Origin of the sequence: Paenibacillus amylolyticus (genome assembly GCF_047302515.1) — a bacterium.
In the GTDB taxonomy this organism is placed as follows: domain Bacteria; phylum Bacillota; class Bacilli; order Paenibacillales; family Paenibacillaceae; genus Paenibacillus; species Paenibacillus amylolyticus_G.
Genome location: NZ_CP168019.1, coordinates 6,544,333 through 6,566,922, shown reverse-complemented (window position 1 = coordinate 6,566,922; position 22,590 = coordinate 6,544,333). Strand labels below are relative to the sequence as shown.

The 22,590-nt window shown below is 48.0% G+C and carries 23 protein-coding genes and 1 riboswitch; of the genes, 1 reads left to right on the top strand and 22 read right to left on the bottom strand.

Features of this window, described 5'->3' with window-relative positions:
- Nucleotides 1-71 precede the first annotated feature (71 nt).
- From atpG to ACDJ59_RS28680, 22 genes are all read right to left on the bottom strand, one after another.
- Nucleotides 72-944 carry an ATP synthase F1 subunit gamma gene (gene atpG, locus ACDJ59_RS28785; RefSeq protein ID WP_076319219.1) on the bottom strand — a complete coding sequence of 291 codons (873 nt, stop codon included), beginning with the start codon at nt 942-944 and terminating at the stop codon, nt 72-74.
- A gap of 130 nt (nt 945-1,074) precedes the next feature.
- Nucleotides 1,075-2,589, bottom strand: coding sequence for a F0F1 ATP synthase subunit alpha (atpA, locus tag ACDJ59_RS28780; protein WP_036612563.1), 1,515 nt, complete (start codon nt 2,587-2,589; stop codon nt 1,075-1,077).
- A 16-nt stretch (nt 2,590-2,605) separates the two neighbouring features.
- On the bottom strand, nt 2,606-3,154 hold the full coding sequence (locus ACDJ59_RS28775; RefSeq protein ID WP_413407030.1) for a F0F1 ATP synthase subunit delta: 549 nt from the start codon (nt 3,152-3,154) through the stop codon (nt 2,606-2,608).
- Nucleotides 3,151-3,639, bottom strand: a complete 489-nt coding sequence (atpF, locus tag ACDJ59_RS28770; RefSeq protein ID WP_036612568.1) for a F0F1 ATP synthase subunit B — start codon at nt 3,637-3,639, stop codon at nt 3,151-3,153. The genes ACDJ59_RS28775 and atpF overlap by 4 nt, the downstream gene beginning before the upstream one ends.
- Nucleotides 3,640-3,752: 113 nt before the next feature.
- A complete protein-coding gene (atpE, locus tag ACDJ59_RS28765) occupies nt 3,753-3,977 on the bottom strand; it encodes a F0F1 ATP synthase subunit C (protein WP_017691934.1) in 225 nt (74 codons plus the stop codon).
- Nucleotides 3,978-4,055: 78 nt separating this feature from the next.
- Entirely contained in the window at nt 4,056-4,874 is an 819-nt protein-coding gene (gene atpB, locus ACDJ59_RS28760; RefSeq protein WP_017691933.1) for a F0F1 ATP synthase subunit A, read from the bottom strand.
- A gap of 45 nt (nt 4,875-4,919) precedes the next feature.
- Nucleotides 4,920-5,297, bottom strand: a complete 378-nt coding sequence (locus ACDJ59_RS28755) for an ATP synthase subunit I (protein WP_017691932.1) — start codon at nt 5,295-5,297, stop codon at nt 4,920-4,922.
- Nucleotides 5,290-5,544, bottom strand: a complete 255-nt coding sequence (locus ACDJ59_RS28750) for an AtpZ/AtpI family protein (RefSeq protein ID WP_413407029.1) — start codon at nt 5,542-5,544, stop codon at nt 5,290-5,292. The genes ACDJ59_RS28755 and ACDJ59_RS28750 overlap by 8 nt, the downstream gene beginning before the upstream one ends.
- A gap of 185 nt (nt 5,545-5,729) precedes the next feature.
- Entirely contained in the window at nt 5,730-6,887 is a 1,158-nt protein-coding gene (wecB, locus tag ACDJ59_RS28745; RefSeq protein WP_413407028.1) for a non-hydrolyzing UDP-N-acetylglucosamine 2-epimerase, read from the bottom strand.
- Between the two features lie 56 nt (nt 6,888-6,943).
- Nucleotides 6,944-7,573 carry a uracil phosphoribosyltransferase gene (gene upp, locus ACDJ59_RS28740; RefSeq protein ID WP_017691929.1) on the bottom strand — a complete coding sequence of 210 codons (630 nt, stop codon included), beginning with the start codon at nt 7,571-7,573 and terminating at the stop codon, nt 6,944-6,946.
- Between the two features lie 425 nt (nt 7,574-7,998).
- On the bottom strand, nt 7,999-9,246 hold the full coding sequence (gene glyA, locus ACDJ59_RS28735) for a serine hydroxymethyltransferase (protein ID WP_164783303.1): 1,248 nt from the start codon (nt 9,244-9,246) through the stop codon (nt 7,999-8,001).
- 256 nt (nt 9,247-9,502) lie between these two features.
- Nucleotides 9,503-10,096 carry a TIGR01440 family protein gene (locus tag ACDJ59_RS28730; RefSeq protein WP_413407027.1) on the bottom strand — a complete coding sequence of 198 codons (594 nt, stop codon included), beginning with the start codon at nt 10,094-10,096 and terminating at the stop codon, nt 9,503-9,505.
- Nucleotides 10,097-10,237: 141 nt separating this feature from the next.
- A riboswitch (ZMP/ZTP riboswitch) is annotated at nt 10,238-10,319 on the bottom strand.
- 96 nt (nt 10,320-10,415) lie between these two features.
- Nucleotides 10,416-10,988: a low molecular weight protein arginine phosphatase gene (locus ACDJ59_RS28725; RefSeq protein WP_413407025.1), complete on the bottom strand. Its 573-nt coding sequence runs from the start codon at nt 10,986-10,988 to the stop codon at nt 10,416-10,418.
- Nucleotides 10,989-11,046: 58 nt separating this feature from the next.
- Complete coding sequence (locus ACDJ59_RS28720) at nt 11,047-11,607, bottom strand: manganese efflux pump MntP family protein (RefSeq protein WP_413407024.1); 561 nt, start codon at nt 11,605-11,607, stop codon at nt 11,047-11,049.
- Nucleotides 11,608-11,782: 175 nt separating this feature from the next.
- Entirely contained in the window at nt 11,783-12,955 is a 1,173-nt protein-coding gene (locus tag ACDJ59_RS28715; protein WP_413407023.1) for an L-threonylcarbamoyladenylate synthase, read from the bottom strand.
- A gap of 264 nt (nt 12,956-13,219) precedes the next feature.
- Nucleotides 13,220-13,879 (bottom strand): stage II sporulation protein R, encoded by a 660-nt coding sequence (spoIIR, locus tag ACDJ59_RS28710; RefSeq protein ID WP_413407022.1) that lies wholly within the window; start codon nt 13,877-13,879, stop codon nt 13,220-13,222.
- Nucleotides 13,880-14,798: 919 nt separating this feature from the next.
- A complete protein-coding gene (locus ACDJ59_RS28705) occupies nt 14,799-16,019 on the bottom strand; it encodes an FtsW/RodA/SpoVE family cell cycle protein (protein ID WP_413407021.1) in 1,221 nt (406 codons plus the stop codon).
- Nucleotides 16,020-16,287: 268 nt separating this feature from the next.
- Nucleotides 16,288-17,508 carry an FtsW/RodA/SpoVE family cell cycle protein gene (locus ACDJ59_RS28700; RefSeq protein WP_413407020.1) on the bottom strand — a complete coding sequence of 407 codons (1,221 nt, stop codon included), beginning with the start codon at nt 17,506-17,508 and terminating at the stop codon, nt 16,288-16,290.
- Between the two features lie 85 nt (nt 17,509-17,593).
- On the bottom strand, nt 17,594-18,478 hold the full coding sequence (prmC, locus tag ACDJ59_RS28695; protein ID WP_082218880.1) for a peptide chain release factor N(5)-glutamine methyltransferase: 885 nt from the start codon (nt 18,476-18,478) through the stop codon (nt 17,594-17,596).
- 24 nt (nt 18,479-18,502) lie between these two features.
- Nucleotides 18,503-19,570: a peptide chain release factor 1 gene (prfA, locus tag ACDJ59_RS28690; RefSeq protein ID WP_017691918.1), complete on the bottom strand. Its 1,068-nt coding sequence runs from the start codon at nt 19,568-19,570 to the stop codon at nt 18,503-18,505.
- 638 nt (nt 19,571-20,208) lie between these two features.
- On the bottom strand, nt 20,209-21,309 hold the full coding sequence (ychF, locus tag ACDJ59_RS28685) for a redox-regulated ATPase YchF (protein ID WP_017691917.1): 1,101 nt from the start codon (nt 21,307-21,309) through the stop codon (nt 20,209-20,211).
- Nucleotides 21,310-21,430: 121 nt separating this feature from the next.
- Nucleotides 21,431-21,901: a GNAT family N-acetyltransferase gene (locus ACDJ59_RS28680; protein WP_413407019.1), complete on the bottom strand. Its 471-nt coding sequence runs from the start codon at nt 21,899-21,901 to the stop codon at nt 21,431-21,433.
- A gap of 214 nt (nt 21,902-22,115) precedes the next feature.
- On the opposite strand from ACDJ59_RS28680, the gene ACDJ59_RS28675 reads away from it, so the two are divergent.
- On the top strand, nt 22,116-22,547 hold the full coding sequence (locus ACDJ59_RS28675; RefSeq protein WP_413407018.1) for a hypothetical protein: 432 nt from the start codon (nt 22,116-22,118) through the stop codon (nt 22,545-22,547).
- Nucleotides 22,548-22,590 lie beyond the last annotated feature (43 nt).

Below are 22,590 nucleotides of genomic sequence, written 5' to 3'. Positions count from 1 at the left end.
CCTGCTACTTTTGCAAAAATAATGTACCGTTCGTTTATCTTTGCTCTGCAAGCCTTCATTAATAAAAACAGTTAGCCTTGTGCTGCGTTGGCACCTGCCACAATTTCCGTAATCTCCTGCGTAATCGCCGCTTGACGGGCACGGTTATAGGTCAATGACAATTCGTTAATCATTTTGGATGCATTTTTAGTTGCATTACCCATCGCCGTCATTTTCGCGCCTAGCTCACTCGCCTTACCGTTCAAAAGCGCACCATAGATCAGCGTCTCCGCGTAACGCGGAAGCAAAACCTCCAGTACGGCCTCAGCAGACGGCTCGTATTCGTAGCTTGCCGTTGGTCCTTCCGCAGCAGTAACCTCAGGTGTTTCCATCGGAAGAAGTTTTTCTACCGTAGGAATCTGGGTCAACGCATTCACAAAGCGGTTATAACAAATGTACAATTCATCAAATTCAGCCAGTTCAAACCCATGAACAGCTTCGTGTGCGATGGATTTGATGTCTGCAAATGAAGGCGAATCCGACAGATCCGTTGTTGTGGATGCCATCGCCATTTCACGACGTCTGAAGTAATCGCGCCCTTTACGTCCAATGACGAACAATTCGTAGTCATCCTGAGAGTTGTGGCGCTCTTTGAGCGTCTGATTAACCTGACGCAAAACGTTCGCATTGTATCCACCTGCAAGACCACGGTCCGATGTAATGATCAGGTAAGCTGTCTTTTTGACCGGACGGCTCTCCAGCATCGGATGCTGTATACCTTGCGTGCTTGATGCAATACTAGCTACAACTTCTTTCAGTTTCTCCGAATAAGGACGGGCTGCTTCCGCTTTTTCCTGCGCTTTACGCAGTTTTGCAGCAGCTACCATCTCCATTGCTTTGGTGATCTGCTTGGTGCTTTGTACGCTTTTAATTTGCCGCTTAATTTCGCGCATGCCTTTTGCCATGATTTCACCACCTTAAAGTTTTGACAAAGTCAAAACTACATCGTAAGCATCATCTTTTTTTGACAGAGTCAAAGTATTACATGCAGACATGCGGAATCGGTTAGACAACTCCGCACCTGCAGTCATTTATTTAGACAGAGACAGCAAAGCTCTTTCTGAACTTCTCAATTGCACCTTTCAGTGCGTTTTCGTTGTCTGCAGTCAGTTCTTTTGTATCACGGATGGATGCAAGAATTTCCGGATGACTGCTCTCCATAAAGGCGAGGAACTCACCTTCGAAACGAGTCACATCACCTGTAGGAATTTCATCCAGGAATCCTTTAACGGCTGTGTACAAGCTGACCACCTGTTGTTCTACGGCCAGAGGCTGGTTCACACCTTGCTTGAGGATTTCCATCATACGTGCACCACGATTCAGGCGAGCCTGAGTCGCTTTGTCCAGATCGGAACCGAACTGGGAGAACGCTTGAAGCTCACGATATTGAGCGAGGTCGAGACGCAGGGAACCTGCAACTTTTTTCATCGCTTTGATCTGAGCAGAACCACCGACACGGGATACGGAAATACCTACGTTGATCGCCGGGCGTTGTCCAGCATTGAACAAGTCAGCTTCCAGGAAGATTTGTCCGTCCGTGATGGAGATTACGTTCGTTGGGATGTATGCAGATACGTCGGAAGCTTGTGTTTCAATAAACGGCAGTGCGGTTAAAGAACCACCACCAAGTTCATCATTCAGCTTCGCAGCACGCTCCAGCAAACGGGAATGCAGGTAGAAGACGTCACCCGGATAAGCCTCACGGCCCGGTGGACGACGAAGCAACAAGGAAAGCTCACGGTATGCAGAGGCTTGTTTGGTCAAGTCATCATAGATAACCAGAACGTGCTCGCCTTTGTACATGAAGTACTCACCCATCGAACAACCGGAATACGGTGCGATGTACAAGAGTGGTGATGGATCGGAAGCTGCTGCAGTCACAACGATTGTGTACTCCATTGCGCCTTTACGACGAAGAGTTTCCACAACTTGAGCAACCGTAGACTGTTTCTGACCAATAGCCACATAGATACACTTCATGCCGCTACCTTTTTGGTTCAAGATCGCATCAATCGCGATGGATGTTTTACCTGTTTGACGGTCACCGATGATCAACTCACGTTGTCCGCGACCGATTGGAACCATTGCATCAATGGCTTTGATCCCTGTTTGCATCGGCTCATGAACCGATTTACGATCCATTACGCCTGGTGCTTTACCTTCAACCGGACGGAATTCCGTTGTAGCGATTGGCCCTTTGCCATCTACAGGAATACCGAGCGGGTTCACGACGCGTCCAATCAATGCTTCGCCTACAGGCACTTGCATGATTTGACCAGTACGTTTCACTTGGTCACCTTCACGAATATCGTAGTAAGGTCCCAGGATAACGACACCGACATTGCTTTCTTCGACGTTCATGGCGAGTCCCATAACACCGCTTGGGAATTCAACCAACTCGTTGGACATGACGTTCTCAAGTCCGTAAACACGAGCGATACCATCACCAACCTCGATTACCGTTCCGACTTCGACTACATCGATATCGGTCTTGTATTGTTCGATTTGGCTCTTAATTAATGTACTGATTTCTTCTGGTTTGATACTCAAGTGTCCTCACCCCAATCTACTGTACTCGTCTGTTAAAAGACTGCTCAAGACGTTCGAGCTTGCCAGCCAAGCTGCCGTCATAGATCGTATCGCCAATGGCGACTTTCAATCCGCCCAGCAGAGTCGGATCAACAATGTTCTCGATACGAATCTTTTTATTCACACGGCCACCGAATTCACGGGCTACCGCTTCTTTTTCTTCATCATTCAACGCATAAGTGGAGTAGACACGTGCATCAGCGATGCCCAGCGACTCACCTTGGATCTTCCGATAATCACTCAACAAGTCTCCCAGTAATTCAACGCGTCCGCGTTCAATTAACAACAAGACTGTACGAAGGACAGGTTCGGATACCTTACCATCAAGACTTGAGTGAAGCACGCTCTGCTTGACTTCATCAGAGATATTAGGAGATACGATAAATTTCTCGATATCTGCATCTCCGGTCAATGCACTGACTACCGCAACCAGTTCCTGTTCAACCTCAAGCACCTGCTGTTGCTGAAGAGCAACTTCGAACAATGCTTTCGCATAACGTTTGGCAACAATCGTATCGCGGCTCATTGTCGGCCTCCTACCTCATTGAGGTATTGGTTCACAAGCTCTTCTTGTGCAGGACCGTTCTCAACTTCTTTTTTGATCAACTTGGATGCAATCTGAACGGAAGCTGTACCCAGTTCGCTGCGAAGTGCTGCGACTGCTTTGTTCTTCTCGCTCTCGATTTCGCGTACTGCATCGTCTTTCAGACGATTAGCTTCAGCTTTTGCATCAGCCAAAATCGATTCAGCTTGTTTGCCACCTGTTTGTTTGGACTGTTCAATGATGTCGTAAGCATCTTGACGTGCTTGCTCAAGAGCTTGTTTTTGTTCCTCCACATAGGCAATGGCCTGTTCCCGAGTCTGTGCAGCCTCATTCATCTGCGTCATCACGAGTTCACGACGTTTTTCCATAATGGAGAACAAAGGCCCGAAAGCATAACGGCTAAGCAGCCAATATAAAATTGCAAATGCAACAATCGCAAGAAGCGTATTTTCCCATATGAAACTCAATCTGTTCACTCCTTCCTGGAGGTATCCTTGAAACGTCATCCGTTAGAACGGACATTACCTAAAAAGAAGGCGCGGATGGCTATGGCCTTCCCCGCCAAACCTTTAAAATTTAATTAAGCCATACCGTAGAACATGAACGCGAGTACCACACCGATGATCGGCAATACCTCGATCAAACCTACACCGATAAACATTGTTGTTTGAAGAGTGGATTTTGCTTCCGGTTGACGGGCAATACCTTCCACCGTTTTGCTGATTACCATACCGTTACCAATACCTGCGCCAAACGCGCCCAGTCCTGCAACAATTGCTGCTGCGATTAATGCCATTGCTCCCATTTGTATATCCTCCTTAAAATGATAAATCGAATTTTTTATTGTTCAGCCTGGTGAAGAAATCTTCGTAGGGCTTGAAACTTAATGCTCGTCATGCGTCTCGATGCTCTGTGAAATGTACACCATCATCAAGATAACAAACACAAATGCCTGGATCGCGCCGATAAAGATACTAAAGCCTTGCCACACCATAAGTAGCGGAATCGCTGCAATAGCACCAAACACTTTGAATGTGGTCAGTTTCAGGATCGTTGCGATCAGTACCTCACCTGCAAAGATATTCGCGAATAAACGCATACCATGTGTCAACAGCTTGGATGCCGTCTCAATCAAGTTGATTGGCAAGAACAAGGCGAATGGCTTGAAGTAATGCTGGAGATACCCTTTGGTGTTACGGAACAATCCAAGTCCATGAGATACAAGGAACGCTACAAGAGCTAGTCCCATCGTTACAGACAAGTCGGCTGTTGGTGATTTCCACCAGGCCAGTTCAACGTGTGGGTGTGCTTCAGGGTCCTTGGCATGCGCTTTTTCAAACGCCTCCACCGCTGTAACAATCGGCTTACCGAATACCTGTGCCTGATTAACATCTGTTACCTCAGATACAGCCACGAGCGGAAGGCCGAGCATGTTCCCTACAAAAATGAACATAATCATGGAAAGAGCGAGAGAGATAAAATGTTTACCTTTCTTCATATCCATTGTACTGGAAATCAGATTGCGGACGAATTCTACTGCCCACTCCATAAAATTTTGCAGCTTGCCGGGATTTTCAACGGATAATCTCCGTGTTGCCAGTACAGCAAAAATAAAAACAATTGCACCTGTAACTACCAGCATCAACAGAACCGATAGATCCAGTCGAAATCCGCCAAGCATAATAATTGGAGCTTCATGCATATTTTTCTCACCCCTTTCTCGACTTGAAAGCTGCAGCCCTTAACATCATTCTGCTCTGCGGGAATAGACAATCCCTATAATCAATAAGGAATATTGTGCAATGACGAGACCGCCTGCAACCGCATATGTATTGAAGTACTGCGGAAAGCGCATCGATATGAATATACCGAGCACAGCGAATGCCGCTCTTGTCAAAAATCCCAAGTTGACACGCTTCAAGTTACCTTCTGCCGCATCATCAGACATTTTCCTTACTTTGTAGCCCAGGTAAAATGCATTGATCCAGCTAACTCCTGTACCCAGGGCCAGTCCCAAAGCAATTGTCTCCACACGTGGCATAAAGGCCGCTGCGAGAAAACAAATCATAAGAAAGTACATGACGAAAACAGTCATCGATCTGCGGTATCTGGTTAGTTCACTCATCACTTTCCCCCATGATTTTTTTCGCGATAAAGTAGATGCTTACACCGCCTGCCGCAAGAAAAAAGAGAACGCTTACGGCGATCCATATTCCGTTACCTCCGATGGTCTTGTCCAACCAGGAGCCAGCGTAATATCCGGCAACAGCGAGAACGGCAATCTCGATCCCAAAAGCTGTCACGAGTCCCATCGCTTTCCATACATTATCGTCATGGTTACGGGATGAATTTGGTTTGTTCGAATCGGCCATTTTCCACGCCACCCTTGCAATCCCAGTTAATTTTACTGAATGATGAGAGCCTTTGTCAATTGAATGATTTTAGCGTTTTAAAGGGGAAAACGACGGGAATACAGACCCTCAAAGCCCATAAACCCGCGTAAACCGTACAGTTTAACTGTATGCTTGCCCTTTATAAATCCGTCAGAAAAAATGTATTATTTTTTGAATTTTCTGTGAAATGATTCCGGACGCTCACTATTTACACCGAAATGGTGCAAAATCGCATTGACAATTCTTTCCGAAGCATGTCCATCACCGTATGGATTGGCAGCCTGACTCATGCTTTCATACAGGGTTTTGTCTGTAAGCAGAGCTTTGGTCCGTTCATACACAAGTTCCTCTTCGGTACCTACCAATTCCAGCGTTCCGGCTTCAATACCTTCCGGGCGTTCTGTTGTATCGCGCAATACGAGCACAGGCACACCAAACGAAGGCGCTTCTTCCTGCAAACCGCCTGAATCGGTCAAAATCAAGTGAGTGTGCGGATAAAAGTTATGCAAATCCACCACGTCTAGTGGATCAATTAATTGAATACGGGGATGATTCCCCAAAATCGCGTGAGCCGGCTCCTTCACAGCAGGACTTGGATGCACCGGGTACACGATGGCAATATCTTCGAATTCGTCGGCAATCCGTTTGACGGCCTGGAAAATGTTGCGGTGAGGCTCGCCCTGAGATTCACGGCGATGAGCTGTCATCAGCACAAGGCGTTTGCCTTGGGCCCAATCAAGTACCGGGTGTGTGTAGTCCTCCCGTACAGTATATTGAAACACATCTGTTACCGTGTTGCCTGTGACGTACGTACTAGACTCCGATTTATTTTCTTTGGCAAGATTGGAAGAAGACCAATCCGTAGGCGCAAAGTGTAGATCAGCCAGTACTCCCGTCAGCTGGCGGTTCATCTCTTCCGGATATGGAGACAACTTGTTCCACGTCCGCAGCCCCGCTTCCACATGTCCTACCTGAATCTGTTGCAAGAATGCTGCATAGCTCGCTACAAAGGTAGTCAATGTATCCCCGTGAACCAGTACAATATCCGGCTTAGCTTCGGATAACACTGGCTCCAGACCACCAAGCACACGAATTGTAATTTCATTCAATGTCTGACGGTCTTTCATCACATCCAGATCGTAATCGGGATGAATGTCGAAAACTTCAAGTACCTGATCCAACATCTGGCGATGCTGCGCAGTTACGCAAACAATAGATTCAATAGACTCAGGGTGTTTCTGCAATTCCAAAATAAGCGGAGCCATCTTGATGGCTTCCGGACGCACCCCGAAGATCGTCATGACTTTAATTTTGTTGGACATTCGAGCAAAGCCCCTTTTCTATATGTTCCGAACCTCTTACAAAGCATGCGATATGCTTATTTAGTGCCGTATAGACGGTCTCCTGCATCTCCAAGTCCTGGAACGATATAACCATGATCATCCAGACGGTCGTCCAATGCTGCTACATAGATGTCCACATCGGGATGTGCATCTTGCACAGCTTTTACGCCTTCCGGTGCTGCAACCAGGTTCATCATTTTGATTTGGGTACAGCCACGTTTTTTGAGCACGTCAATAGCTGCAATTGCCGAACCACCCGTTGCCAGCATCGGATCAATTACAATCAATTGGCGCTCTGTTACGTCTGTAGGCAGTTTGGTGTAGTATTCTACCGGTTGCAGTGTTTCCGGGTCACGGAACAGACCCACATGTCCAACTTTTGCCGCTGGCAACAATTTCACAACACCATCCAGCATTCCGAGTCCTGCGCGCAGAATCGGCACCAGTCCGAGCATACGTCCAGAGATGACTTTACCTTGTGTTGCAGCTACAGGTGTCTGTACATCAATCGTTTCCAGTTCAACATCTCTTGTAATCTCATAAGCCATCAACGTTGCTACTTCATCCACCAATTCACGAAAATCTTTCGTATTCGTACGCATGTCGCGTATAAACGTCAGTTTGTGTTGAATCAAAGGGTGATCACATATTACTAATTTTCCCATCTAATTTGTCCCTCCGGTAAGTTCTTCATGTTAAGCATTTCCAAATATACCTAGCCACCATTCATGGGCTCGATAAATCCTGTATATTATATCATCACCAACAACGAATTACACCATCAAAGGGCACCCAATCATTACAGATTACCGAATCCTATAAAAAACAGGACCGGAAAATGATCCATCCGGTCCTATTTTGCTCATGCTGTTATGTCATTGAGTGGGAAAAATATGAATACAAGTGATGCTCCGCAAACAGATTGCACCTACGATCGCTGTTATCCCCTGATTTTTTTGATTCTCCTATAAAAGGAGAAAATCATGGGATAAAGGCGAGCGCTTCGCTTCTCCGGTTGCATTCTGCCAGCTTCGTCTTTTGTATTCCAATTTATAAAACCTCAAAAGAAAGCAGCATGAGCAAAATTTTTTTAGTATTTAAGATCGGTATAGAGCGGGAATTGGTCTGTCAGTGCAGTCACTTCTGCACGAGCTTCATCCAGCTTCGCCGTATCTTTTGGATTTTTCAGCGTTTTAGCAATGATCTTACCGATCGCTACCATAGCTTCTTCGTTCATGCCACGGGAAGTAGCAGCAGGTGTACCAATTCGAATACCGCTCGTTACAAACGGGCTTGTAGGGTCAAATGGAATTGCATTTTTGTTCACGGTAATACCGATGGAATCAAGCACATGCTCAGCTTCCTTACCTGTGATGTTCACGCTGCGTGTGTCAATCAGCATCAAGTGGTTATCTGTACCACCGGATACGATGTTCAATCCTTCAGCGATCAGTGTTTCAGCCAGAACCTGTGCGTTTTTCACGACATTCTCAGCATATGTTTTGAACGATGGTTGCAAAGCTTCACCGAATGCTACCGCTTTGGAAGCGATCACGTGCATCAGAGGTCCACCTTGGGAACCAGGGAATACGGCTTTATCAATCGCTGCTGCCCACGCTTTGCGGCACAGGATCATACCACCACGAGGTCCACGCAGCGTTTTGTGTGTTGTTGTTGTAACGAAATGCGCATGTGGAACCGGGTTTGGATGCAAACCAGCAGCAACCAGTCCTGCGATGTGAGCCATGTCCACCATGAACAAAGCGCCTACATCATTGGCGATGGAAGCCAGCTTTTCAAAATCAATGGTACGCGGATATGCACTTGCACCTGCAACGATCAGACGAGGGCGGTGTTTGAAAGCCGCTTTGCGTACTTCATCATAATCAATCAGGAATGTATCTTCCTGTACGCCGTATGCTACAAAGTTGTACAGCAAACCGGATGCGTTAACTGGGCTACCGTGTGTGAGGTGTCCACCATGGGCAAGGTTCATACCAAGTACAGTATCGCCAGGTTTCAACGCTGCAAGATATACTGCCATGTTCGCTTGTGCACCGGAGTGAGGTTGAACATTCACGTGTTCTGCTCCGAACAATTCTTTTGCACGATCACGCGCGATGTCTTCAACGATGTCCACATGCTCACAACCGCCATAGTAACGTTTACCTGGATATCCTTCAGCGTACTTGTTGGTCAGAACAGATCCCATTGCTTCGATTACTGCTTCACTTACGATGTTCTCGGATGCGATCAGTTCGATGTTGTTCTGTTGACGTTTCAGTTCAAGATTCATCGCTTCCAGTACTGCCGGGTCATTCTTGCGCAATTGTTCCATGATTAAATTCCTCCCAGTTTATAAGTGAAGTTATAAAGTGAAACTAATGTTTACACGAAAACGGCGAGTGCAACACCAATCTGAAGAAACGCAGTGGTCGCCTAAAAGCTTTCTTTAGAAAGCTACTCCGGAAGCATAGGCTATCACCGGATTTCCCCTTTAAATAGGGAATAAAAAAATCTGGGGATAACAGCGATCGGAAGATGGTGATGCAATCAAAGTCAGGAGTGTAACCCAATTAGTCTCGCTTTATATGTTAGTCACAAAATGTCGAATCTGGTTGTTCTTCCATACGATACACCGCGCGTTCGCCGCCAATCAACTTCGGACGGGTCAACGCTGTGGTTACACGAGCATCTCCAACATAGCGGAGCGCTGTACGATAGGGTACGGCTACATGCCGGAGATGCATCCCAATCATCGTCTCCCCAATGTCCAGTCCCGCATGGGCCTGCACATGTTCAGCCAGGCATGGATCGGTCAGCGAACGATATGCTGCGGATGCCATTGAACCTCCGGCCTTGGGCACGGGTACTGCACCAACCTCGGTCAATCCAAGTCGAGTAAGCACAGAACGTTCCATTACCAGCGCACGGTTCAGATGCTCACAACATTGGAATACCGTGTCAAAACCGAATTCCTCCTGCACCTCGCGTATACCCGCAAGAAGCTGCTGCGCCACTTCAATGGCACCACTCGTACCAATCCGAGCGCCTGCGACTTCACTTGTGCTTGTACCGATCACAACGATCTGTCCAGGCCCAAGCTGTCCAGCAAGCGCTAGTTCATGCAGAATAGACGTGGTCTGTTCCTGCAATCCGGGTTGTTCCGAATCTAACTCTATAGTCATCCTATTATCGCCTCCCGATAAAATCATGCCCGCTGTCTCTTGGCTGTCCTTCGTATTCTTGCACGGCATCTCAGGTACTATTATAGCGAATAATCAGATGAAAGACGAAAAAAAGAGCAGTCTGCGGGTAACGCAGAATTGCTCTTTTGCCCAGGCGACCGGCCGTTTGTTCCGGTGCTCCATCGTGGTTATGCCCACTTCGTCGCCAGTTACACCGGATCCCTGTTTTCCCCTTCATCATAAAACAACCCGCGGCTAAAATCAACGGTTATTTTACATCACGTGTCCTATTTCTATAACCTGCCCCGCAGGATCAGAATTATCCCAGCTTATCCAAAAGCCGGTCCAATGCCGTCCGAATCTCAGCTGCAGCTATATTGTAATCATCACGACTTCCCCCAAACGGATCAGAGATGTCGAAACTTGGAATTCGTTGTCTAATCTCAATGGCTCGCTCTCGCTCCGATGCCAGGATCTCTTGCCCAAGGGCACGTTTCATCTCAAGCGTTGCAAACAGGCTGTCCAACTCCTGAACATCACTTAATACCTGTTCATCATCCTCCACATATTCTTTCAATGTATAAGTTTTGTGGACGGAGTCGGGAAAAACCTGCATGACATGCTGCTTATGACTCCGTGTTAATGTAAGAACTAGATCAGCCCAACCTACTAGATTGGAGCTAAGTTGTGTGGATTGAGGTGGACCTTCAACGTTATGATCTCTCAAAACCGCTTCAGCATGTCGGGAGATCGGCATACCCGACGTTGCTGCCACACCTGCGGAGCGAACCTCTACCTGAATGCCACGCTCCAATGCCAGTTTTCGCAAAAGCCCCTCTGCCATGGGGCTGCGGCACGTATTTCCTGTACATACGAATAAAATATGTTTCATTGTGTTGGCCTCCCCAGTTTACATATGATGCGAATGATAAGATATCTCAAGTTTTATTCTAAAATATAAACAAAAGTCCAAACGCAAGCAAGATTGCGCCACCAATCGCTTCGCCGTAATCACCGAGATTCTGACTCACCCGGCGGCCTAATAGCAGACCCATAACCGACATTACCCCGCCACACACACCGAAAGCAAGTACGGTCAATATCAGATTACTACTAAACATTCCCAGTGAAACGCCAACGGAAAACGAATCCACACTTACACTGAGGGAGAACAAAACAACGCCGAGCAGGGAACGATGGTCCACCAGCTTGGTATCGCCTTCACGGAATGCATTCAGAATCATATGACCACCCAGCAGAACAAGCAATCCACCTGCCGCATACGTCGTAATGTCACCGAGCAGGGAGCTGACGTATTTGCCCATATACATGCCGATGAGCGGCATGATGATATGAAATAGCGCCGTTACAATACTGATTCGCAATACATCCCGCAGCCGAATGCCCTTCATGCCAATTCCGATTCCGAGTGAGAACGCATCGAGGCCAAGCGCAACAGCCATGATCAAAATGGTTACCAACTGCCCTACATGGGCAGACACATCCCACATCCCCATACCCCCAAGTCACGTAAAGGTTCTTGTACACGATATGCGGACAAGGACCTAAACATGACCGATGAAAGGCAAACGGCGACGGATCTCTGGTCAGATGCTGGCTTTATAGAATCTTGATTTTGTTTTGGAAAAAGAGTGATTACTCTCCTGACTGTATGATCAGGAGAGGTTATAAGGGGCGCTGGTTGCCAACTTGTATGAGTTGGTTCCCCGCAGCCTTGAGCAGCCGATTCATGACGGCTGCTCCCAGCCCTTCGCGTGAGCAGGCTTCAGCCACAATATATGTGGCGCCTTGCTCATCGCAGCTGCGCAGCGCGGCGTATAGCCGACGCGCTGCTTCTTCCAGCTCGCTGGCGTCACCCAGCGAGAACACGGCATCGGCGCGGTACTGCTCCGCGTGCTCGGCGAACGCCAGCACCGCTGTGCGCTCTCCGCGCTGCGCCGCCTCTGCGAGGGCGGCGCTGATCCAGGCCGCCACCGCTGCGGGCGGCCCCTCCACCACGCACAGCGCCCCTGCGGGTGCGTAGTGCGTGTACTTCATGCCCGGCGAGCGCGGCGCCGGGCTGTCCACGCCATCGGCCCCCTCCGCGAGTAGCGCGGGGTCCGTGGCGACACGGGCGGCAACGGCGGACAGCTGTTCCGCCGTAATGCCGCCAGGGCGCAGGATGGTGACGGTACCGTCGTCACCGACCTGCACAACCGTGGACTCGACGCCCACCCCGGTGGGGCCGCCGTCCACAATGCCGCCGATGCGGCCATCCAGATCCTCGCGTACATGAGACGCGAGTGTCGGGCTTGGCCGCCCGGAGCGGTTGGCGCTTGGCGCAGCCACAGGGCATGCCGCCGCCGCGATTAACTGCAAGGCCACCGGGTGGTCCGGCATGCGCACGGCCACCGTGTCCAGTCCGGCGGTGACACGCGGGGACACCGCCCCCAGCCTAACCGGCAGCACCAGCGTCAATGGTCCCGGCCAGAAGGCCGCCATCAGTGCTTCCGCCGTTTCGTTCACTTCCGTGACCAGCGCATCCAATTGGTCACGGTGCGCGATATGCACAATCAGTGGATTGTCGGAAGGTCGGCCTTTGGCGACAAATACAGCCTCCACGGCTGCTGTGCTACGCGCATCGGCACCCAAGCCATAGACCGTCTCGGTCGGAAAGGCCACCGTCTGACCTTGACGAATGCAGGCTGCGGCAGCCTGCAAGTCGGCGAGCGCCTGTTGATCGGCGCTCCCCTTTTTCACATCCAACAATTCAATATTACCCATTCTGTGATCGTTCTCAGCGCTCACCAAGACGCGTACATCCCACATCTCGGTGACTAGTTCTACCGGAGCTTTCATATCACATTCTTCTCTACCATCCCTCATCTCAGAGGTGTGTTGCACTGGTTCGTTTTCTCTGCTCATATATCATCATTCCTAAACTTCAAGTAGGTTAGTTCATATCCATATTCAATATAAGTAATTATAACATACCTGTACCGCCTCGGATGCCCTTCACACTTCACTCCACACATGAGTCTCACTATAACCTCACCACCGATTCATACCAAAAGAGCAGCTCCCTGAATCGAAGTTGCCCTTTACCATAGTATAAGTACGTTGTTATGCGAACAATTCAGTTACCCAACTCCACAGTTTCACAGCCATATCCCACAGAAAGAATCTTGCTTCCGGTGTATCTCCCTGCACAGATGCTTCTGCATCTCCTGGTTCAGCCGCTGCGGCTGATACGGTTGAAGGTTTCGCCAGTGCATCCCCGGTCCCTGCATCAATGAAGCACAACGGCGGGAACAACACACACCACCAGTTCTGACCTTTTCCTTCGCCCAGCGTAATCCGAACCGCTTCATAATCTCCGGCAGGATACACAGTGCCACCATATAGTTTGGTCGGGAACGGAACGGAACCCAGCTCCACCTGATACTCATAATTTAAACCGCGACTGGCCAACTCTTCTCCTACTCTATTCTCAATCTCGGACAAATGCTCACGAATAACCTTGCGCGCTTCATCCAGACTTTGCGGATTCTCCAGTTCGGCTACCCACTCGCCCATCTGCGCAACGACAGCATCCCGAATCTCGCGTTTCACCAATTGATCGCCCGGTGCATCCGAGTTTGCTAGAATACGCAAGCGAATCGATTGTTCAGGAATCGCTGTGGCCGCCACAGCTGCATCCGTTTTCTGACCTTCCCACATCATGATAATCATCATAAGACATACAATAATAAGTCCAATTTGCTTTACAATTCGTCTGCTCATTCCGTTCTCCCCCTCGGCTCTCTGATCACGTTGCCTGCAACTCTCTCATGTCTATCAGTATGCCCGGTAGAGACGGAAGTAAACCTAGCATTTGCAATAAATCTACTAGAAGTTGTTCAAAAGTCTGCTTTTGATTACGAAGGATACCCAGCTGCATCATCAACGTCGAATATGAAATTCAGCCGAAATAAGTGGGAGGCTTACGAAGGTTGTTTCCCAAGGAACCATTCTGGTTGCTCACGTAGTTTATCCTACGCTCCACTACTCCATTTCTAGCTTCATCCCATCTTCTCGGTACTGAAAACCCAACTTTTTGAACACGTGCTACTAGAATGTGTGTTTAAACCCAGGCAAGTTATACGATGACAAATGTCAGCGTCCAAGAAGCCTTGAAGACTATACTGGCTACCCTAGACGAATGACTCTCGCGAATGACCAGTCGATGTTCTAAAGAACCGAGGACGTCTTATTTGCCCTTCAGGTCTTCTTTTGAAATTGTAAGGAACATGAGGCACGTTATTTCCCAAAATCATCTAATCAACACACTACAAAAGGCTGTTTATGCTGATATAACGTGTCTCAGATTCATTAGCTTTCTCCGGACACTTCAAATCCCCGAATAAGACGTGTGTGGTTCGTTAGCTCCTAACTCTTAACTCCTAACCCCTTAACAGCTGGCACTTGAATCTTCACATCATGCTCGACACGCTGGTCCCGACTCTTACAGGTACGCCTCAGCTTACAGCAGGCTCGAAGACACCTATGCATTGCTTCTCTCATCTCTCATTCACACTTTCTCACCCATCATATTAAAAAGGTTGATCTGCACCTGGTTACAGGGCAAATCAACCTCTTTATTCCTAGGAACGATCACGTTATACATCTCACCACTTTACTTTTCACTACACCGACTCAACAGTTACACAGCACTTTTTTCTTTCTTGAGCATATTCCATAAACGTTCCGACAACCGGGGTTGCTGCTCTCCCATCAGAAGTTCATCCTCCTCTTCTTGCCCGTACAACTTAATGCTCATGACTACACCGATGCAAGCCATATTTATAAGCAAAGAGGTACCGCCGTAACTAATGAACGGTAACGTAATACCTGTGAGTGGCATCAGTCCGAGGAACGCCCCCACGTTCTCAAACACCTGATACAATAACATTCCGATAATACCAACAATGATGACGGGTCCCGCGCGATCTCTGCATGCCAGAGCAATCAGCACCATGCGGTGGATCAGGATAAAGTACAACAGAATCAGTACGGATGCACCAACAAAGCCAAACTCCTCTGCGATCACAACAAAAATGGAATCAGAATACGTATAGGGGACTCGTCCACTCTGAACGGATGTTCCTTGCAAATAACCTTTGCCGATGATGCCCCCAGAACCGATGGCTAAACCTGCATTTTTCGTATGCCAGGAAGCTTTGGAGGTAGCTTTTTCCGGTACAAGCCAGGGATCAATTCGCTCCGCCCAATGCTCACGTTTTATCTTTTCAAGAAAAGTGAAAACTTCATCATGGTAGAAGGTATAGGCTTTAACAAAACCAAAGAACGCCACTCCCACAATCGCCAGTGCAATCAATGCGTGCTTCAGCCTCATATTTCCGATCCAGAATACCGCAGCCAAAATTACTACATACCCCAGCGCATTCCCCAAATCATTCTGAGCCATAACAAGGGCAAACGGAATAAACGCCCAACAGCCAATCGGCACAATATCTCTCCAAAATTTCAGCGTGCCTCGTTGTCTCTTCACGATCAAATGGGCGAGGAACAAAATCAGAATCATCTTGAACAGCTCTGCCGGTTGAAAAGAAAAGCTCTCGCCCAGCTTCAGCCAGCCGTTGGCATTATTGATCGAACTGCCCAGGACATTCGCAAGGATCAATAGTATGATCCCCAAGCCATACAAATAAAACGCATATTTCACGTATAACTTGTAATTCCCAAGCCCGATCACAAGCACCGCAATGAACCCGGCCACATAGAAATACAACGTTTTGACATGGTGATTCGCCAGGTTGGCATCTGTCTGCGTTCCGCTATAAATCGCAAATACACTAATAATCATGAGCAACAGCATTACAAAAAGAATCACACCGTCCATCTTTTTCAACATTCTCAACATGACGCCGTCCATCCCCCTGAAATCTAACATTCTATGATTTCCAATTGACTCAATATTACCATTGTATATAATTGGATAATAAAATGGAAATCTGGATGCTTCAGGATGACTATTAAACCATTCAATCGCCTGAATCACACTCTAAAAACAATAAAAACCCCAAAACATCCCCCCAATGTAACTTGGGTTGGTCTGTTCCAGGGCTCTATAATCATCTAGCTTATATACATAAATCTAACGTGTTATTTCACGGTTTGATTCGAGAGCGTTATTGCTCCTGCTGCGACGGCTTGCGTCTTAGCAATTTCATCACCAAATCGGTAATACTTGGTTGTTCCGCAGAGCCAAGAATATCCTCGTTCTCTTCCGTGTGGACCTTAATACTCATCACAAGACCCATGCTGATCATGTTGATCATAATAGAGGTACCACCCGAACTGATAAACGGCAGCGTAATCCCTGTCAACGGCATCAGACCAATGAATGGACCAATATTGACAAAGATCTGGTAGAGGAGCATCGCTATGATCCCAACAATGAGATAAGGCCCCGCGCGATCCTTACACTCCAGTGCAATCAGCACCAGCCTGTGAATAAGGATAAAGTACAGGAGAAGCAGTACCGAGGCACCGATGAAACCAAATTCTTCCCCAATCTGCACAAAGATGGAGTCAGCATAGGCCAGCGGCACCCGATTTGACTGAATCGTCGTGCCTTCCATATAGCCTTTGCCTGTAATCCCACCAGAACCAATCGCAAGCTTTGCATTATACGTCTGCCAGAGTACATCTCTTGAGGTCAGCTCTGGTACAAGCCAAGGGTCAAAACGATCCGCCCAGTGCGAACGTCCAATTTCATTCAGAAATTTAACAATCTCATCATGGTAATGAATATACGCCTGTGTACCACCGATAAAAGCAGCCACTGCGATCATAAAGCCAATGAGAGCATGCGTAAATTTAATGTTACCAATCCATAGTAGGCCCACAAGAATGACTACATAGCTTAATGCATTTCCCAAGTCATTTTGAAGCAATACGAGTAGTAACGGCGGCAGAACACAGAGCGAAATCGGAATAACGTCACGTCCAAAATAGAGCGGACGGTTCTTCTTTCGGGCCAAAAAGGCCGATAAAAACACAATTAGGCATAACTTGAACAATTCAGCAGGCTGCAAACTGACCCCGAAGATGGACAGCCAACCTTTTGCACCATAATACTCCTTACCAAAGAACATAACGAATATGAGCAGGAGCATCCCCACGCCATAGATATATAAATAATTTTTGATTATGAATTTATAGTTGATCATTGACATCCCAAAAAAGACTACGAATCCCAAAATATAAAAGATCACTGCACTTTTCGGGAGTCCCTCCAGCTTTGGACGACCAAACGTTGTACTGTAAATCGACAAAATACTGATACCCATCAGAATAACGAGTATAAAGACAATAGAATAGTCTATCTTTTTAAATTTGTGCAGCATGTAATTATGTTCCCCCAAGCATTCAGAAATCTTCGGTATATCTCATTGTAGAGGATTTCACGGCAAAAAGAAAACCCGCGGAACCTTACATTTTCGTCACCTGTTCCGAAGTACGAACACCCAGGACATGCCGCTCGATTCCGGCAAGGTCCGGTACAATGATTATTTCCGGCCAATGTCCCGCCGATTCAAGCAAAGCTGCGATGTCGCGAGCCTGCCCCTGGCCCAGCTCAAAACCAATGATCTGCGGCGGCGCAGGCAGCAGCGCCAACTGCTCCAGCATGATACGGTACGGTGCAAGCCCGTCCGGACCGCCGTCCAGTGCCATGCGCGGCTCATGATCGCGCACCTCTTGCTGTAACCCGGCGATATCCGCCGCCGGGATGTATGGCGGGTTGGACACCAGGATGTCCACCCGTGCCCCGGCGAACGGGGCCAGCAGATCGCCTTCACGGAAGTCGATCTGTACCCCGTTCGCGGCCGCGTTCCGTGCGGCCACTTGCAGGGCAGCCGCCGAGAGATCCCCGGCGCCGACCTGCCAGCGCGGGCGCAGTGAAGCCATCGTCACCGCGATGGCACCACTGCCCGTGCCGATATCGACGGCGAGCGGAGCGCCGTCAGGAAACACGCGGTCGGCTTCGCGCAGCACAGCCTCGACCAACAGCTCGGTCTCCGGCCGCGGAATCAGCACGGCCGGCGTGACCTCGAACGGCAGCCCATAGAATTCCTGGCTGCCGATAATGTATTGCGCCGGCTCACCCGCAGCCTTGCGCGTGACGGCGTCCTCCCAGCGGCTGCGATGCTCGCTGGGAAAAGGCTCCGGCTGCATCATGTAATACGCGGCACCATAGACGCCGAGTACATGTTCCAACAGCAGCCGGGCATTGTTTTGCGGCTCGTACACGCCGCACTTCTCCAAAAAAGAGGAAGCCTCCACGAAGGCTTCCCGACAGCTCTGTTCCGGCGTCATGACAAACTGCGCGCGGGTCACAGATTACTCTCCTCTATCCATCAACTCGGTCTGCTGAGCAATCGTCAGTGCAGACAAGATATCTTCAATCTCCCCGTTCATGATCTGATCCAGCTTGTGCATCGTCAGACCGATACGGTGATCCGTCACACGGCTTTGTGGGAAGTTGTACGTACGAATCCGCTCACTGCGGTCGCCCGTTCCCACTTTACTTTTCCGCTCAACAGAGATCTTCGCTTCCTCTTCCATACGTTTCATATCGAAGATACGTGTACGCAGAACCTGCAACGCTTTTTCCTTGTTGGAGTTCTGTGATTTTCCATCCTGACATGTCGCCACGATTCCCGTTGGAACGTGCGTTACCCGTACTGCGGATTTCGTGGTATTAACCGATTGTCCACCGGCACCACTGGAACAGAACGTATCAACACGGATGTCTTTATCGTGAATTTCGATATCAAAATCTTCGGCTTCAGGCATAACCGCAACCGTTGAAGTTGACGTATGAATACGTCCGCCGGATTCGGTTGTTGGAATACGCTGTACACGGTGTGCGCCGCTTTCGTATTTCATTTTGCTGTAAGCGCCACGGCCGTTGATCAGGAAAACAACCTCTTTGAATCCACCGAGATCATTTGTATTAACGTCCATCAGCTCTACACGCCAGCCTTGTGCATCTGCATAACGTGTGTACATCCGATACAGATCTGCTGCAAACAACGCTGCTTCATCTCCACCAGCTGCTCCGCGTATCTCAACAATAACGTTTTTGTCGTCATTCGGATCTTTTGGCAGCATGAGTACACGAATCAATTCGTCCAGTTCCTTCTGGCGAGTGCTCAGTTCGTCAATTTCCATTTTGACCATTTCACGCATCTCATCATCCAGTTTCTCACCCTGCATTTCCTTCGCAGCTTCGAGATCCTGACTTACCTGTTTGTATTCATTGTACGCTTCATAAGTCGGTTGCAGATCGGATTGTTCTTTGGAGTATTCCCGCAACTTTTTGTTGTCACTTGCCACATCCGGGTCACACAAAAGCTCACTCAACTTGTCATAACGGTCGGCTAACGCCTGTAATTTATCCAACATGTATAGTCACCTCACACATTATTTTGTCCATGCAAATATCGTTTTTAATAATTATTTCGGTTTCATTATTCATAACATTTATAATCTATATTCCACAACGCACAGGATTCTCACCGAATCCCCTGACCGCAGCATGTATTCACATTCCTGTATGATCGACGTATAACATCGCTACAACGTCATCAAATCCTTTACTTTTAAAGTGAAATCAAGAAATCGCGTACCCTGTATGAAACTCGCTTAAGCTCATCTGTTCAAGCGCGAATTTTAACGTGGTATACGACTCTTAATTATAGCATATTCTTATGGTTCTGAATAGTAACTGTTCCGCAGGCGGATGAACTAATTTTTGGTGCTGCGAAATACAAAATGAAATTGTTGTTCGATGTTGTTCCGAAATGTAAAATAAACAAAAGCCACGATGCGCTAACATCGTGACTTCTCTAACAAAGGCCGGTGGGCGACCACGGCGAATTTCAATCAAACGAATGAAAAACCACCGGATTGCAAGCCGACCAACCTAATCCCGGTGGTTTTTCTTGTTCCTCATCTGCAAAACTCTAAGTCAAAGACCCCACGAACTTCACGAGAAGGTCGCAGGGTCATGTTATTGAATCTACATATAAACGTGTAACAACCTATACGTTGAAACGGAAGTGCATAACGTCGCCGTCATTTACAACGTACTCTTTACCTTCAAGACGAAGTTGTCCGCGCTCTTTGGCACCGTTCATGGAACCCGCTGCAACCAGATCGTCGTAGGAAACAACTTCTGCACGGATGAATCCACGTTCGAAGTCAGTGTGAATGACACCCGCTGCGCCAGGCGCTTTGGTACCTTTACGGATTGTCCACGCACGAACTTCCTGTACACCTGCTGTGAAGTATGTGTACAGACCGAGCAATTTGTAAGCCGCTTTGATCAACAGGTTCAGACCGGAATCCTCGATACCGAGTTCTTCCAGGAACATTTGTTTATCTTCGCCTTCCAGCTCAGAGATCTCTTCTTCAACCTTTGCACTGATTGGCACCACTTCTGCGTTCTCAGCAGCTGCGAATTCTCTTACTTTTTGAACGTAAGCATTGTTCGCCACGTCGCCGATTTCGTCCTCAGCTACATTGGCTGCGTACAGAACAGGCTTCAGGGTAAGCAAGTGCAGATCGCGCACGATCAGAAGCTCATCATCCGTAAGTTCCATGCTGCGTGCCGGCTTGTCATCGTACAGAACAGCCTTCACTCTCTCCAATACTTCTACTTCTTGAGAGGCAGTCTTGTTGCCGCCCTTCATGTTTTTCTTGGAGCGATCGATTTTCTTCTCAACACTCTCGATATCGGCCAGGATCAGCTCCAGATTGATTGTCTGGATGTCGCTTACCGGGTCAATTTTGCCATCGACGTGTGTAATGTTCTCATCTACAAAGCAACGTACCACGTGTACAATCGCATCTACCTCACGAATGTGGGCAAGGAACTTGTTACCGAGACCTTCACCTTTGCTCGCACCGCGAACAAGACCAGCGATATCTACAAACTCAAACGCTGTTGGTACTGTTTTCTTAGGTACAACGAGTTCTGTCAGTTTGTCCAAACGCTCATCGGGTACTTCAACGATCCCCACGTTAGGGTCAATTGTACAGAACGGATAGTTTGCCGATTCGGCACCTGCTTGTGTAATTGCGTTAAACAACGTAGATTTTCCGACGTTCGGAAGCCCTACAATTCCTGCTTTCAAAGCCATGTATATGACAACTCCTCATTGATTACTTGTTCGGTATGGATAATCCTATACATTATATATGACAAACCTCAAGGCATCAAGGAACTTCGCCAATTCGACCAGAGTCCCTTCCGCTATTGGTTTACCCTTTGATTTCCTTGTACATCGTCAGATCCGTTACCTCATATCCCATCTTGCGATACAAGCTGCTTGCCCGCACATTATGTCCAAACACATGCAAACCAATGCGATCCACGCCAAGACTCAAAGCCGCCTGTTCCAGCGCCTTCATCGTCTCCGTGCCGTATCCCTTACCACGATGCGCTTCTTCAACCACAATATCCAGCAAAAAGGCATCTTTTCCACGACGATTATCCGTGATGTTAAACCAGATATATCCCACATTTCCGTCCACAGGGTGCACCAGATTGTAGAGATACGCTCCGGGTGTGTTCAAGCCTTCTGGAAGATAACGTTCATAAGATTCCTCCGCCAGTTGCTGTGCCTCTTCCTCAGCCCAGGTGCCCGCTTCTACTTTTTCCTGTGCAAAATCCTTAATCGATCGAATGCGGAAACTCGCATAATCTTCCTGATTCATTGGAAAAAGTTTCAACTTATTCCCCTCCTTATGTTGAGTGGTCTTCATTATGTAGGATCTCTGTTCAGTCCTATATGCACTGCTAGTACCCTATTGTATCCTGTTCTCCGTCTTGGCGCATGAGGTTATTCTGACAAATCAAACTTTAATTTTCGTGTTTAACCATTTTTTTCTATAACTTTTGATCTCTTCCCATCGTTTATACCTCATAGGAAAGGAGTGCTTTATATTGAGCACACATCGCCGATTCTCCAAAAAGAAAATCATTATCTTGTCCGCCATCGTACTCGTCATAGGTATCCTCGCCTTTAAGAGCTTGCTGAATGCAGTCGATCCCTTTCGCCACTTGAGAATCACAATTCACAATCAGTCCGACTATGATCTCACCAATATTCAGGCTAGCCTGGCCCAAGGCGACTCGTATAGCACCAACGAGAGTGGCTCCACCTACGTATTCAAAAAAGATATTCCCAGCGGAGTAAAAGTGAAATTCGCCCCACAGCTGAAACTTTCCGGAGAGGGAACCGTCTCCTTGGAGTTTACGGACAGCCGCGGTAAAACCTATAACAAAATGGTTTGCGGTTATACGGAATACTTGTCCGGCAATTCATACGTTACTGTAACCAATGAGAATGTCAATGTGAAAGAGGAATGTATGTAGATCAAAGGGGGCCTTTCCAGTCAAGTTCGTTCCTTGGTTCTAT

What these genes read in the sequence shown, in the direction of transcription:
- ACDJ59_RS28700 (WP_413407020.1), bottom strand. Translation starts at nt 17,508, where the DNA reads ATGCTGCACAAATTTAAAAAGATAGACTATTCTATTGTCTTTATACTC.
- ACDJ59_RS28720 (WP_413407024.1), bottom strand. Translation starts at nt 11,607, where the DNA reads ATGTGGGATGTGTCTGCCCATGTAGGGCAGTTGGTAACCATTTTGATC.
- ACDJ59_RS28755 (WP_017691932.1), bottom strand. Translation starts at nt 5,297, where the DNA reads ATGAGTGAACTAACCAGATACCGCAGATCGATGACTGTTTTCGTCATG.
- wecB (WP_413407028.1), bottom strand. Translation starts at nt 6,887, where the DNA reads ATGTCCAACAAAATTAAAGTCATGACGATCTTCGGGGTGCGTCCGGAA.
- ACDJ59_RS28705 (WP_413407021.1), bottom strand. Translation starts at nt 16,019, where the DNA reads ATGTTGAGAATGTTGAAAAAGATGGACGGTGTGATTCTTTTTGTAATG.
- spoIIR (WP_413407022.1), bottom strand. Translation starts at nt 13,879, where the DNA reads ATGAGCAGACGAATTGTAAAGCAAATTGGACTTATTATTGTATGTCTT.
- atpB (WP_017691933.1), bottom strand. Translation starts at nt 4,874, where the DNA reads ATGCATGAAGCTCCAATTATTATGCTTGGCGGATTTCGACTGGATCTA.
- upp (WP_017691929.1), bottom strand. Translation starts at nt 7,573, where the DNA reads ATGGGAAAATTAGTAATATGTGATCACCCTTTGATTCAACACAAACTG.
- prmC (WP_082218880.1), bottom strand. Translation starts at nt 18,478, where the DNA reads ATGACGCCGGAACAGAGCTGTCGGGAAGCCTTCGTGGAGGCTTCCTCT.
- atpG (WP_076319219.1), bottom strand. Translation starts at nt 944, where the DNA reads ATGGCAAAAGGCATGCGCGAAATTAAGCGGCAAATTAAAAGCGTACAA.
- glyA (WP_164783303.1), bottom strand. Translation starts at nt 9,246, where the DNA reads ATGGAACAATTGCGCAAGAATGACCCGGCAGTACTGGAAGCGATGAAT.
- ychF (WP_017691917.1), bottom strand. Translation starts at nt 21,309, where the DNA reads ATGGCTTTGAAAGCAGGAATTGTAGGGCTTCCGAACGTCGGAAAATCT.
- prfA (WP_017691918.1), bottom strand. Translation starts at nt 19,570, where the DNA reads ATGTTGGATAAATTACAGGCGTTAGCCGACCGTTATGACAAGTTGAGT.
- ACDJ59_RS28775 (WP_413407030.1), bottom strand. Translation starts at nt 3,154, where the DNA reads ATGAGCCGCGATACGATTGTTGCCAAACGTTATGCGAAAGCATTGTTC.
- ACDJ59_RS28730 (WP_413407027.1), bottom strand. Translation starts at nt 10,096, where the DNA reads ATGACTATAGAGTTAGATTCGGAACAACCCGGATTGCAGGAACAGACC.
- ACDJ59_RS28715 (WP_413407023.1), bottom strand. Translation starts at nt 12,955, where the DNA reads ATGAAAGCTCCGGTAGAACTAGTCACCGAGATGTGGGATGTACGCGTC.
- ACDJ59_RS28750 (WP_413407029.1), bottom strand. Translation starts at nt 5,544, where the DNA reads ATGGCCGATTCGAACAAACCAAATTCATCCCGTAACCATGACGATAAT.
- atpE (WP_017691934.1), bottom strand. Translation starts at nt 3,977, where the DNA reads ATGGGAGCAATGGCATTAATCGCAGCAGCAATTGTTGCAGGACTGGGC.
- ACDJ59_RS28725 (WP_413407025.1), bottom strand. Translation starts at nt 10,988, where the DNA reads ATGAAACATATTTTATTCGTATGTACAGGAAATACGTGCCGCAGCCCC.